A 12,810-nucleotide genomic window follows, 5' to 3' on the forward strand; every position below is an offset into this window, starting at 1 on the left:
GGGGGCGCTGCGGGAGGAACCCGGGAGGCACCCGGGGGGAACCTCGCGCGCCCCCGTGCCAGGCTCTCGCCCATGGCAGTCGTGAAGATCAACGCGATCGAGGTCCCCGAGGGCGGCGGCGCGGAGCTGGAGCGCCGCTTCGCCCACCGGATGGGGGCCGTGGAGGGCACACCGGGCTTCCTCGGCTTCGAGCTGCTGCGCCCCGTGGGCGGGGAGACGCGGTACTTCGTCTACACGCGCTGGGAGACCGAGGACGCCTTCGAGGCGTGGTCCTCCGGCGGGGCGCGCGCCGCGCACGCGGGCGAGCGGGCCCAGCCGGTGGCCACGGGCGCCAGCCTGCTGGAGTTCGAGGTCGTGCTCTCGGTCGAGCCGGCGATGGTGTTCCAGGGCCCCGACGAGACGTGAGTCCCCGCCCGTGAGTGCCCGCCCGTGAGGCGTCGCGCCGCCCGCGCTCAGCGCGGGCGGCGCACCCGCACCGGCCCCCTCGCCGTGGAGGGGTCCACGACCCGCCCGTCCTGCACCAGCTGCGCCCGGCCGGCCGCGACGAGGCGCCGGGCCGCGGCCCGCGCCGGTTCCAGCAGCGGGCGCCACTCCTGGCCCCCCACGGCCCGCGCGACCTCCTCGGGCGTGACGCCGTCCCGGCCGCCCGCGTCGAGGGCCTCGTCCAGGGCGCGGTCCAGCGCGGCGTCCTCGCGGGCGCCGGCCCCCCGGGCGCGGCGCCGGCAGGCGTCGGAGCAGTAGCGCACCGCCTCCCAGTCGCGCTCCCACTTCTTGCGCCAGGTGATGGTGCGCCCGCAGACCGCGCAGTCCTTGGCGGGCGGGTGGGCGGAGGAGCGCGAGGACGAGCGGGCGGGCGCGTCGGCGGAGCGGCGGGGCACCGCACGAGCGTGCCCCCTCGCGCCGGGCGGCGCGAGGGGGCACGGGCGGTGCGGGTGGTGTCAGCGGGCGGCGGTGCCCTCGACGTAGTCGGAGTCGTCCGACTTCACCCACGCCATGAGCTTGCGCAGCTCGCGGCCGGTCTTCTCGATGGGGTGCTGCTCGCCCTGCTCGCGCAGGCGCTTGAACTCCGGGGCGCCCGCGTCCTGGTCCTCGATGAAGCGGCGCGCGAAGGTGCCGTCCTGGATGTCCTTCAGGACGTCCTGCATGCGCGCCTTGACGGAGGCGTCGATGACGCGCGGGCCGGAGACGTAGTCGCCGTACTCGGCGGTGTCGGAGATCGACCAGCGCTGCTTGGCGATGCCGCCCTCGTACATGAGGTCGACGATGAGCTTGAGCTCGTGCAGGCACTCGAAGTAGGCGACCTCCGGCTGGTAGCCGGCCTCGGTGAGGACCTCGAACCCGGTCTGCACCAGGGCCGACGCGCCGCCGCACAGGACGGCCTGCTCGCCGAACAGGTCGGTCTCGGTCTCCTCGGTGAAGGTCGTCTTGATGCCGCCGGCGCGCAGGCCGCCGATGGCCTTGGCGTAGGCCAGGGCCAGGTCCCACGCACCGCCGGTGGCGTCCTGCTCGACGGCCACGATGACGGGCACGCCGCGGCCGTCGACGTACTCGCGGCGCACGAGGTGGCCCGGGCCCTTGGGGGCGACCATGACGACGTCGACGTCGGCCGGGGGCTTGATGTAGCCGAACCGGATGTTGAAGCCGTGGCTGAAGAACAGCGCCTTGCCGGCGGTCAGGTTCGGCTCGATCGCCTCGGCGTACAGGCCGCGCTGCAGGTGGTCCGGCACCAAGACCATGATCACGTCGGCGGCCTTCGCGGCCTCGGCCGGGGTGAGGACCGCCAGGCCCTGCTCCTCGGCCTTGGCGCGGCTCTTGGAGCCCTCCTTCAGGCCCACGACGACGTCGACACCGGAGTCGCGCAGCGACAGCGCGTGCGCGTGGCCCTGGCTGCCGAAGCCCAGGACCGCCACCTTCCTCCCGGTGATCTTCGACAGGTCGGCGTCGTCGTCGTAGAACATCTCGGCCACGTCAGGCTCTCCTCGGTTCGTCTTTCGGGGGGTCGGGGGGTGGGTCAGGCCGAGCGCAGCGCGCGGTCGGAGATCGCCCGCCCGCCGCGCGCCAGCGCGACGGACCCGGACTGGACGAGCTCGCGGACCCCGAACGGCTCCAGCACGCGCAGCAGCGCGGCCAGCTTGTCGGGGCTGCCGGTGGCCTCCACGGTGACCGCGTCCGGGGCCACGTCGACGACGTGGGCGCGGAACAGCTGCACGGTGCTGAGGACCTCGCCGCGCACGGTGGCGTCGGCGCGGACCTTGACCAGCAGCAGCTCGCGCTGCACCGACGCGTCGTCCTCCAGCTCGACGATCTTCAGCACGTTGACGAGCTTGTTCAGCTGCTTGGTCACCTGCTCCAGCGGCTGCTTCTCGACGTCGACGACGATCGTCATGCGCGAGATCTCGCTGCGCTCGGTCGGCCCGACCGTCAGGGAGTGGATGTTGAAGTTCCGGCGCGCGAACAGCGACGTCACGCGGGTCAGGACGCCGGGGCGGTTCTCCACCAGGACGGACAGGGTGTGCCGGCTCATCAGGAGACCACCTTCTCCGGGCCGGAGGCCGTGTCGGCCCCCTCCTCCCGGTCCCACCGCGGCGAGACGCCGCGGGCGTACTGGATGGCGTCGTTGCTGACGCCGGCCTCGACCATCGGCCAGACCATCGCGTCGCGGTGGACGCGGAAGTCGACGACGACGGGCACGTCGTTGATCGCCATGGCCTTCTCGATGGTGGCGTCCACGTCCTCGGGGCGCTCGCAGCGCAGCCCCACGCAGCCGTAGGCCTCGGCGAGCTTGACGAAGTCCGGCACCGGCGCGGAGTGCGCGCCGTGGTGGGCGCCGGAGTTCAGGTCGGTGTTGGAGTAGCGCTCGGAGTAGAAGAGCGTCTGCCACTGCCGGACCATGCCGAGGCTGGAGTTGTTGATGATGGCGACCTTCACGGGGATCCCGTTGAGGGTGCAGGTCGCGAGCTCCTGGTTGGTCATCTGGAAGCAGCCGTCGCCGTCGATGGCCCACACGACCGCCTCGGGGCGGCCGACCTTGGCGCCCATGGCGGCGGGCACGGCGTAGCCCATCGTGCCCAGGCCGCCGGAGTTCAGCCAGGTGCGCGGGTGCTCGTAGCGGACGAACTGGGCCGACCACATCTGGTGCTGCCCGACACCGGCCACGTACAGCGCCTCGGGGCCGGCGATGGCGCCGATCCGGGAGATGACGTGCTGCGGGGCCAGCGTGCCGTCCTCGCTGTCGGTGTACCCGAGCGGGTACTCGCGCCGCCAGCTCTCGGTCAGCTCCTGCCAGGGGGTGATGTCGGTGCGCCCGTTGGCCTCGAACTCGGCGCGCAGGGCGGCGGTCAGCTCGGCGACGACCAGCTTGCCGTCGCCCACGATCGGGACGTCCACGGCGCGGTTCTTGCCGATCTCGGCCGGGTCGATGTCGGCGTGGATCACCTTGGCGTGCGGGGCGAAGGTGGACAGCTGCCCCGTGACGCGGTCGTCGAAGCGGGCGCCGAGGGCGATGAGCAGGTCGGCCTTCTGCAGCGCCGTCACCGCGGCCACCGTCCCGTGCATGCCGGGCATGCCGAGGTTGGTGGGGTGCGAGTCGGGCAGGACGCCGCGCGCCATGAGGGTGGTGGTGCCGGGGATGCCGGTGAGGTCGGCCAGCGCGGTCATCTCCGCGGCGGCGTCCGCCTTGACCAGGCCGCCGCCGATGTAGAAGACCGGGCGGTGGGCCGCGGCGATCATCCGCGCGGCCTCCTTGACCTGCTTGCCGTGCGGGCGGGTCACCGGCCGGTAGCCGGGCAGGTCGACCTCGGTCGGCCACTCGAAGGAGGTCACCGACTGCTGCACCGACTTCGGGACGTCCACGAGGACGGGGCCGGGGCGGCCGGTGGAGGCCAGGTGGAAGGCCTCCTTGACCACGCGGGGGATGTCGGCGGGGTCGGTGACCAGGTAGCTGTGCTTGGTGATCGGCAGGGTGATGCCGGTGATGTCGGCTTCCTGGAAGGCGTCCGTGCCGATGGCGGCGGTGCCGACCTGGCCGGTGATGGCCACGACGGGCACGGAGTCCATGTGCGCGTCGGCCAGCGGTGTGACGAGGTTCGTCGCGCCCGGGCCGGAGGTCGCCATGCAGACGCCGACCTTGCCGGTGGCCACGGCGTAGCCCTCGGCGGCGTGCCCGGCGCCCTGCTCGTGGCGCACGAGGACGTGGCGCACGTGCGGGGAGTCCATCAGCGGGTCGTAGGTGGGCAGGATGGTGCCCCCGGGGATCCCGAAGACGACCTCCACGCCCACGGCCTCGAGCGAGCGCACGAGGCTCTGGGCTCCCGTCAGCGACGCGACGGGCAGCGTCGGGTCGAGCGGCAGCGCGGTGTCGGTGGTGCTGACCGGCGTGACGTCCGGCATGGTCCGTTCCTCCTCGGGCGGTTCGTGCTTCGTCGACCTGCGGGGGCCCGTGCGGACCCCGGCGTCCGGTCGTCCCTGCGCCGGACGCGAAAAGACCCCTCCGCCCGCAGGCATGACGAGGGGTCGCGCGCTCGGCCGGGCTGTCAGCCGGCGCGCTGTCCGATGGCTACGAGGAACCGCATGGACCGACCGTAGACCCCCGCCCGCCCGGCTGTCAGCCGGGCGGGCGTCGCGTCCCACATCGTGAGACGCGCGTCTCACCCCGTCAGACGGGCACCGCGCTCAGACGCACACCGCGCCCACCGAGGCGGACTGGACCTGCTTGGCGTACTTGGCCAGGACGCCGCGCGTGTACACCGGCGGCAGCGGCGCCCAGCCCTCGCGGCGGGCGGCCAGCTCCTCCTCGTCCACGAGGACCTCCAGCGTCTTGCCGGCCACGTCCAGGCGGATGCGGTCGCCGTCGCGCACGAAGGCGATGGGGCCGCCGTCGACGGCCTCGGGCGCCACGTGCCCCACGCACAGGCCCGTGGTGCCGCCCGAGAAGCGGCCGTCGGTCATCAGCAGCACGTCCTTGCCCAGCCCCGCGCCCTTGATGGCGCCGGTGATGGCGAGCATCTCGCGCATGCCCGGGCCGCCCTTGGGGCCCTCGTAGCGGATGACCACCACGTCGCCGGCGCCGATGGTGCCGTCCTCCAGCGCGTCCAGCGCGGCGCGCTCGCGCTCGAACACGCGCGCGGTGCCCTCGAAGACGTCGGTGTCGAAGCCGGCGCTCTTGACGACCGCACCGCCCGGGGCGAGGTTGCCGCGCAGGACCGTGATGCCGCCCGTGGCGTGGATCGGGTCGTCCAGCGCGCGCAGCACGACGCCGTCGACGTCCGGCGGGGCGATCTCGGCGAGGTTCTCGGCCAGCGTCCGCCCGGTCACGGTCAGGCAGTCCCCGTGCAGCAGCCCGGCGTCCAGCAGCGCGCGCATGACGACGGGGATGCCGCCGATGCGGTCCACGTCGACCATGACGTGGCGGCCGAAGGGCTTGAGGTCGCCCAGGTGCGGCACGCGGCTGGCGACCCGGTCGAAGTCGTCCAGCGTCAGCTCGACCTCGGCCTCGTAGGCGATGGCCAGCAGGTGCAGCACGGCGTTGGTGGAGCCGCCGAGGGCCATGACGACGGCGATGGCGTTCTCGAACGCCTCCTTGGTGAGGATCTGCCGGGCCGTGATGCCCTTGGCCAGCAGGTTCACGACCGCCTCGCCGGAGCGGCGGGCGAAGCCGTCGCGGCGGCGGTCGGTGGCCGGCGGCGCGGCGCTGCCGGGCAGCGACATGCCCAGCGCCTCGGCGGCCGCGGCCATCGTGTTGGCGGTGTACATGCCGCCGCAGGCGCCCTCGCCCGGGCAGATCGCGCGCTCGATGACGTCGACGTCCTCGCGGCTCATCAGCCCGCGCGCGCAGGCGCCGACGGCCTCGAAGGCGTCGATGAGGGTGACCTCGCGCTCGCTGCCGTCGGACAGCTTGGCGCGCCCGGGCAGGATCGTGCCGGCGTAGAGGAAGACGCTGGCCAGGTCCAGGCGGGCGGCGGCCATGAGCATGCCCGGCAGCGACTTGTCGCAGCCGGCCAGCAGGACCGAGCCGTCCAGGCGCTCGGCGCTCATCACGGTCTCGACCGAGTCGGCGATGACCTCGCGGCTGACGAGGGAGAAGTGCATGCCCTCGTGGCCCATGGAGATGCCGTCGGAGACGGAGATCGTGCCGAACTCCAGCGGGAAGCCGTGGGCGGCGTGGACGCCGTCCTTGACGGCCTTCGCGAGCCGGTCCAGGGGCAGGTTGCAGGGGGTGATCTCGTTCCAGCTGGAGGCGACGCCGATCTGCGGCTTGGCGAAGTCCTCGTCGCCCATGCCGACGGCGCGCAGCATGCCGCGCGAGGCCGTGGCCTCCAGGCCGTCGGTGACCTGCCGGCTGCGCGGCTTGATGTCCACCCCGGGAGCGGCGACCGGGTGCTGGGCGTGCTGGGCGGAGGGGGTGTCGAGGCTCACGCCGGTCGAGTGTAGGCGGCGGTTCCGACGCTTCCCCGCCCCCACGAGGCCCCCCGCGCCGCCGGGCCGCCCGCCCTTGTGCCGGCGGGTGCGCGGTCCCTACGCTCACCGGTGGCCGTGAACGTTCACGGCCGTCACCCGCCACAGGAGTCGCCGTGTCCCCCGCCCCGTCGTCCGCCCCGGTCCACCCCGGCGACGCCGCCGCCCCGCCCGCCCTGCGCTGGGCCGTCCTCGGCCCCGGCGCCATCGCGCGCCGCTTCGCCTCCCAGCTGCCGGCCAGCCGCAGCGGGCGCCTCGTCGCGGTCGGCAGCTCCGACCCGGCCCGCGCCCGCGCCTTCGCCGAGGAGTTCGGCGGCGGGGGCTCGCAGGTGCGCGCGGGCAGCTACGAGGAGGTCCTGGCCGACCCGGGCGTGGACGCGGTCTACGTCGCCACCGTGCACACCGCGCACGCGCGCCTGGCGGTCGCGGCCGCGCGCGCCGGCAAGCACCTGCTCGTGGAGAAGCCGCTGACGCCCAACCACGGCAGCGCGATGGCCGTCGTCGACGCCGCCCGCCGCGCCGGCGTCGCGCTCGTCGAGGCGTACATGTACCGCTTCCACGAGCAGACCCGCACCGTCCTGGACCTGGTGCGCTCGGGCGCGCTGGGCGAGCTGCTGCACGTGGACGCCAGCTTCTCCTTCGACACCGGCGGGCGCGAGGGCCGCCTGTTCGACGTCGACGTGGCCGGCGGCGGGATCCTCGACGTCGGCGGCTACCCCGTCACGTACGCGTGCGCGCTCGCCGGCGCCGAGCCCACCGGGCTGCGCGCGGTGGGCACCCTCGGGCCGACGGGCGTCGACGAGTTCGCCGCCGCCCGCCTGGAGTTCCCGGGCGGGCTCACCGCGACGGTGCGCACCGGCGTGCGGCTGGCCGACCCGGAGTCCGTGGTGGTCACCGGCGCCCGCGGCGTGCTGACGGTCAGCGACCCGTGGACGTTCCGAGGCGGCGGCCGCGTGGAGCTGCGGGTGGCCGGCGAGGAACCCCGCACCTGGGAGTTCCCGGGCGACGACCCCGCCGCCCGCCCCTACGCCCGCGAGGCCGACGCCCTGGCCCGCGCCGCCGCCGGTGAGCGGGTCGAGTTCACGCCCGAGGACTCCCTGGCCACCGCGCGCGTCCTGGACCGCTGGCGCGCCGCCGTGGGCCTGCGCTACCCGTTCGAGCGCGACGACGCGCCGATCCCCACGGTCTCCGGCCTGCCGCTGGTGGCGGACCGCTCCGCGATGCGGTACGGCGAGGTCGCGGGTGTCGCGAAGCCGTTGTCGCGCCTGGTGATGGGCGTGGACAACCAGCCGGACCTGGCGCACGCCTCGGCGCTGTTCGACGCGTTCTTCGAGGCCGGCGGGAACACCTTCGACACGTCGTGGTGGTACGGGCGCGGCTGGTACGAGAAGCTGTTCGGGCAGTGGATGGCCAACCGCGGCGTGCGCGACGAGGTGGTCGCGGTGCTCAAGGGGGCCCACACGCCCGAGTGCACGCCGGAGGGGATGACCCGGCAGCTGCTGGAGTCGCTGGAGAACCAGCAGCACGACCGGGCCGACGTCTACATGCTGCACCGCGACAACCCGGACGTCCCGGTGGGTGAGTTCGTCGACGCCCTGGACGAGCACGCCGAGGCCGGGCGGATCGGCGTGTTCGGGGGGTCCAACTGGAGCCCGGCGCGCGTGGACGAGGCCAACGCGTGGGCCGCCGCGCACGGCAAGCGGGGTTTCACCGTGCTGAGCAACCACTTCGGCCTCGCCGAGGCGCTCGACGTGCCGTGGGCCGGCTGCGAGCACGTCACCGACGAGGCGTCCAAGCGGTGGCTGACCGAGCGGCAGATCCCGCTGCTGCCGTGGTCCTCGCAGGCGCGGGGGTTCTTCGCGCGCGCCGACGAGGACGACCGCTCCGACGCGGAACTGGTGCGCTGCTACTACAGCGGCGCCAACTTCGAGCGCAAGCGGCGCGCGGAGCAGCTGGGCCGCGAGCTGGGCGTGCCGGCGACGGCCGTGGCGCTGGCGTTCGTCCTGCACCAGCCGTTCCCCACGTTCCCCCTGGTCGGCCCGCGCAGCGTCACCGAGCTGCGCTGGTCGCTGTCGGCGCTGGAGGTCGAGCTGACCGCTGAGCAGGTCGCGTGGCTGGACCTGCGGGACTGACCGTGCCCGGTCGGCTCCCGGGGTCCGCGGCGGCGCGCGCGGTGACGATCCACGACGTCGCGCGCGCCGCCGGGGTCAGCCGGCAGACGGTCACCCGCGCGGTGAACCGGATGCCGGGCATCAGCGAGAGCACGCGGGAGCGGGTGCTGGAGCAGGCGCGGCGGCTGGGGTACCGGCCCTCGCGCTACGGGCGGGACCTGGTGCGCCGCTCCAGCCGCACGCTGGGGCTGCTGGTGGGCGACCTGGCCAACCCGTACTACCCGGAGCTGGCCTCGGCGGTGCTCAAGCGGGCCGCGCGGGCCGGCTGGCACGTCGTCCTCGCCGAGCACGGCGGCGGCCCGCCGGGGGCGCTGGAGGCGTTCGCCGCGCGGGTGGACGCGGCGATCGCCTTCACCGGCTCCTCGTTCCCCGAGGACGTCACCGGTGCCGCGCCGCTGCCGCTGGTGGAGATCGACCCGCAGGAGGTGCGCGGCGGGCGCGGGCGGGTGGAGCTGGACATGCGCGCGGCGGTCGCCGACGCCGTGGAGCACCTGCTGGAGCGCGGGACGGACCGCCCGGTCCTGCTGGACCTGGGGCAGTCCCCCAGCCGGCGCGGGCGCCTGTTCCTGGACGCCTTCGCCGCGCGCGGCGTCCCGCTGGCGCGCGAGCGCGTGGCGGCCGCGGACCTCGCCGGCGGCGAGGAGGGCTGCCGGGCGGCGCTGGAGCGCCGGCAGCGCCCGGACGCCGTCGTGGCCTTCAACGACGTGACGGCGCTGGGGGCGCTGCGCGCGCTGCGGCGGGCCGGCGCCGACGTCCCCGGCGAGGTGCGGGTCGTGGGGGTGGACGGGCTGGGGATCGGCGCCTACGTCGCCCCGCGCCTGACGACGCTCGCGCTGGACGTGGACGCGGCGGCCCGCGAGGCCCTGGACCTCGTCCTGGCGCTGCACGCGTCCCCGCCGGAGCCGGGGGCGCCGGCGGAGCTGCGCCGCACCGTCGCGCACCGGCTGGTGGTGGGCGAGTCGACGTGATCGGCGGGTGACCCGCTGGTGACCGGCGCGATGCTCACGGACAGTGGCATCTAGCAACTCGACGTAGTCTCTAGGCGTGGTCGACCGCCGCGCGGAGCACCAGACGCTCCTCGACATGACGACGCTGTCCCTGCGCCACGGCCGGGACCTGCGCGCGCTCCTGCACGCCGCCACCGTGGCGGCCACGGAGCTGACCGGCGCCGACTTCGGCGCGTTCTTCTACCACGACCGCGACGACCGCGGGGAGCGGCTCGACCTGTTCACGCTGGCCGGCGCGGACCCCGCGCAGTTCCCCACGGCCGAGCCCGTGCGCCACACCCCGCTGTTCGCCCCCACCTTCACGGGCGCCGACCCCGTGCGGGTGGACGACGTCACCGCCGACCCGCGCTTCGGGCACGGCTCCACCGGCGGGCTGCCCCCGCACCACCTCGGTGTGCGCAGCTACCTGGCCGTCCCCGTCACCTCCTCCGGCGGGCGCGTCATCGGCGCGCTGCTGTTCGGGCACCGCGAGCCGGGCCGCTTCGACGCCGACGCCGAGGCGGCGGCCGTCACGGCGGCGCGCGGGGCCGGCATCGCGGTGGACGGCGCGCTGCTGCTGGGCGAGCAGCAGCACGCCCGGCGCCTGGCCGAGGACCGCGAGGCCGCCGCCGCGGCCGCCGCCCGCCGCACGGCCCTGCTGCAGTCGATCACCGCGCTCCTGTCGCGCAGCGCGACCACCTCCGACATCGGCGCGCGCGTGCCCCGCGCCGTCGCCGAGGCCGCCGGGTGCGCCTGGGCGGCGCTGCACCTGCTCGACGCCGGCCGCGGCCTGCTGCTGGCGCGCACGCACCCCCCGGCCCGCGGGCGGGGCGAGGCGGCCGTGCCGCTGGACGCCCCGTCGGCCGCGGCCCGGGCCGTCGCCGGGGCCGCGCCCGTCGTCGCCGGGCCCGACCCGGAGCACGGGTCCGCCGGGGCGCTCGCCGTCCCGCTGGTGGACCGGGGCGGGCGGGTCCTGGGCGCGCTGGAGGTCGGCTGGGACGAGGCGTCCGGCGCGAGCGGGCCCGACCCCGGCGGCGAGGACGTCGAGCTGTTCCGCAGCGTCGCCGCCCAGGTGGCGCTGGCGCTGGAGCGGGCGCAGCTGCTGGACGCCGAGCGCGCGGCGCGCGAGAACCTGGCCCGCTCGGTGGACGCCCTCACCGAGCTGGCGCGGGCCCTGCAGCGCGGGCTGCTGCCCCAGCGGCTGCCCGTGCTGGAGCGCGTCGACGTCGCCGTGCGCTACCAGCCGGCCGTCGTGGGCGCCGAGGTGGGCGGCGACTGGTACGACGCCGTCGCCCTGGACGGGGACGCCGTCTTCGTCATCGGCGACGTGCAGGGGCACAGCACGACGGCCGCCGGCCTCATGGGGCAGCTGCGCACGGCGGTGCGCGCGTACGTGTCCGAGGGCCACGGGCCCGCGGCGGCCCTGGAGCGCACCAACCGGCTGCTGCTGGAGCAGGCCGACGAGCTGTTCGCCACCTGCTGCCTGGCGCGGCTGGACCTGGAGGCGGGCACGCTGACGGTGGCCTCCGCCGGGCACCCCGTACCGCTGGTGGCCGACGAGGACGGGCTGCGCGAGGCCGCGGTCGACCCCGGCCCGCCGCTGGGCGTGGACCCGGAGGCCACCTACGCCACCGCCGTGCACCGGCTGCGCGGGCGCAGCACGGTGGTCCTCTACACCGACGGCGTGGTCGAGTCGCGCGCCGACCAGCTCGGCGCCGGGGTGGACGCCCTGCGCGCCAGCCTGGCCGGTGCCGCCGCGGAGGGGTCCGAGGCGCTCGCCGACAAGATCATGGCGGGGATCCCGCACCGCCTGGACGACGACGCGGCGATGCTCGTGCTGGAGTACCGCGGCGCCACCGCGGACGTGCAGGAGGCCTCGCTGCCGCTGCCGGCGGACGTGCGGGCCGTGGCGCAGGCGCGGGCGTTCCTGCGCACCGCGCTGAGCGCGTGGGACGTGGGCCACGTCCTGGACGAGGCGGAGCTGGTCCTCAGCGAGGTGGTGACCAACGCCTTGGTGCACACCGAGGGCGAGGCCGTGGTCGGCCTGCGCCTGGACCGCGACGCGGGCCGGCTGACGCTGTCGGTGCGCGACCGCTCCACCCGCCACCCGCGCGAGCGGCACGCCGACGAGGACGCCCTGGGCGGGCGGGGGCTGGGCATCGTCGAGGCCGTGGCCGACGCGTGGGGCGTCAGCGCCGAGGGCGACGGCAAGACCGTGTGGGCCGAGCTGGCGGCGGCGCCGCGGCCCTGAGCGGCCGAGCGCCCGTCCCGCGCGCGGGCGCTGTGGCAGTGTGACGGCGGCGGCTGCAGCAGGGCGGCCCGCGGGTGAGGGGTGGTCGGCGTGGCGAGCGACGTGGCGGACGGCACGGGCGCGGCGGACGGCGCGGCGGACGGCGCGGTGCGCGGTGCGGCGGACGGCGCGGGCGGGCTCCTGCGCTGGGTGCCGCGGGCGGCCCGGGCGCTGCTGGCCGAGGAGGGCGTGCAGCCGACCCTGGAGCGCGCCGTGCAGCTGGTCGTCGAGCACGTGCCCGCCGCCGCGGGGGTCAGCGTGACCCTGCACGACCGCCGCGGGCGCACCCGCACGCCCGTCAGCACCGCTCCCTGGGTCGAGCGGGCCGACGCCCTGCAGTACGAGACCGGGCAGGGCCCGTGCCTGCGCGCGCTGCGCGAGCGCGAGGTCGTCCACGTGCCCGACCTGGCGAGGGACCCCGAGCACCCCGACTGGGCCGCCAGGGTCGTCGCCGCCACGCCCGCGCGCAGCGCCCTGGCCTTCCAGCTGTTCACCGACGACGACCAGCTGGGCGCCCTCAACCTGTACGCCACGAGCACCGGCGCCTTCGGCACCGGGGACGTGCACCGCGCCCACGTCCTGGCCGCGCAGGTGGCGGTCGCGCTGTCCTCGGCGCAGCGCGAGGAGCAGCTGCGCGAGGGCATGGGCACGCGCACCGTCATCGGGCAGGCCCAGGGCATCCTCATGGAGCGCTACGGCCTCGACGGGCAGCAGGCCTTCCGGCTGCTGTCGCGGGTGTCGCAGGACACGAACACGCGGCTGCACGACGTGGCCCGCGAGCTCGTCAGCACCGGCCGGACGCCCGGCGCGCAGGACGGGACGGAGCTCCGCCGGGAGCGCTGAGCCCCCACCACGGGCCTCACGCGCGGCGCGGGGGCCTGTGAGACGGACGGGACACCGCCGACACGGA

10 protein-coding genes are annotated in these 12,810 nt (G+C 75.8%); 5 read left to right on the top strand and 5 right to left on the bottom strand.

Going from position 1 to position 12,810, the window contains the following annotated elements:
• The first annotated feature begins 72 nt into the window (after positions 1 to 72).
• Positions 73 to 405, top strand: coding sequence for an antibiotic biosynthesis monooxygenase family protein (locus AB8M62_RS15490; protein WP_369054710.1), 333 nt, complete (start codon positions 73 to 75; stop codon positions 403 to 405).
• Positions 406 to 452: 47 nt separating this feature from the next.
• On the opposite strand, the gene AB8M62_RS15495 is transcribed toward AB8M62_RS15490, so the two are convergent.
• From AB8M62_RS15495 to ilvD, 5 genes are all read right to left on the bottom strand, one after another.
• Entirely contained in the window at positions 453 to 878 is a 426-nt protein-coding gene (locus AB8M62_RS15495) for a DUF3253 domain-containing protein (RefSeq protein ID WP_369070129.1), read from the bottom strand.
• A 60-nt stretch (positions 879 to 938) separates the two neighbouring features.
• The gene (ilvC, locus tag AB8M62_RS15500) at positions 939 to 1,967 is read right to left on the bottom strand and encodes a ketol-acid reductoisomerase (RefSeq protein WP_369070130.1); all 1,029 of its coding nucleotides are present in this window, start codon (positions 1,965 to 1,967) and stop codon (positions 939 to 941) included.
• Between the two features lie 44 nt (positions 1,968 to 2,011).
• Entirely contained in the window at positions 2,012 to 2,524 is a 513-nt protein-coding gene (gene ilvN, locus AB8M62_RS15505) for an acetolactate synthase small subunit (RefSeq protein ID WP_369056065.1), read from the bottom strand.
• A complete protein-coding gene (locus tag AB8M62_RS15510; RefSeq protein WP_369056066.1) occupies positions 2,524 to 4,389 on the bottom strand; it encodes an acetolactate synthase large subunit in 1,866 nt (621 codons plus the stop codon). Before AB8M62_RS15510 ends, ilvN begins: the two co-directional genes overlap by 1 nt.
• A gap of 282 nt (positions 4,390 to 4,671) precedes the next feature.
• Positions 4,672 to 6,414, bottom strand: a complete 1,743-nt coding sequence (ilvD, locus tag AB8M62_RS15515; RefSeq protein WP_369056067.1) for a dihydroxy-acid dehydratase — start codon at positions 6,412 to 6,414, stop codon at positions 4,672 to 4,674.
• Positions 6,415 to 6,629: 215 nt separating this feature from the next.
• Here ilvD and AB8M62_RS15520 point away from each other — a divergent pair, with 215 nt between their 5' ends.
• From AB8M62_RS15520 to AB8M62_RS15535, 4 genes are all read left to right on the top strand, one after another.
• Positions 6,630 to 8,585, top strand: a complete 1,956-nt coding sequence (locus AB8M62_RS15520) for an aldo/keto reductase (protein ID WP_369056091.1) — start codon at positions 6,630 to 6,632, stop codon at positions 8,583 to 8,585.
• Between the two features lie 41 nt (positions 8,586 to 8,626).
• Entirely contained in the window at positions 8,627 to 9,592 is a 966-nt protein-coding gene (locus tag AB8M62_RS15525) for a LacI family DNA-binding transcriptional regulator (RefSeq protein ID WP_369070131.1), read from the top strand.
• A gap of 76 nt (positions 9,593 to 9,668) precedes the next feature.
• Positions 9,669 to 11,861: a SpoIIE family protein phosphatase gene (locus AB8M62_RS15530; protein ID WP_369070132.1), complete on the top strand. Its 2,193-nt coding sequence runs from the start codon at positions 9,669 to 9,671 to the stop codon at positions 11,859 to 11,861.
• A gap of 90 nt (positions 11,862 to 11,951) precedes the next feature.
• Positions 11,952 to 12,743 (top strand): GAF and ANTAR domain-containing protein, encoded by a 792-nt coding sequence (locus AB8M62_RS15535; RefSeq protein WP_369070133.1) that lies wholly within the window; start codon positions 11,952 to 11,954, stop codon positions 12,741 to 12,743.
• Positions 12,744 to 12,810: the final 67 nt, after the last annotated feature.

The sequence above is a fragment of the Kineococcus terrestris genome (assembly GCF_041020755.1).
Lineage (GTDB): Bacteria > Actinomycetota > Actinomycetes > Actinomycetales > Kineococcaceae > Kineococcus > Kineococcus terrestris.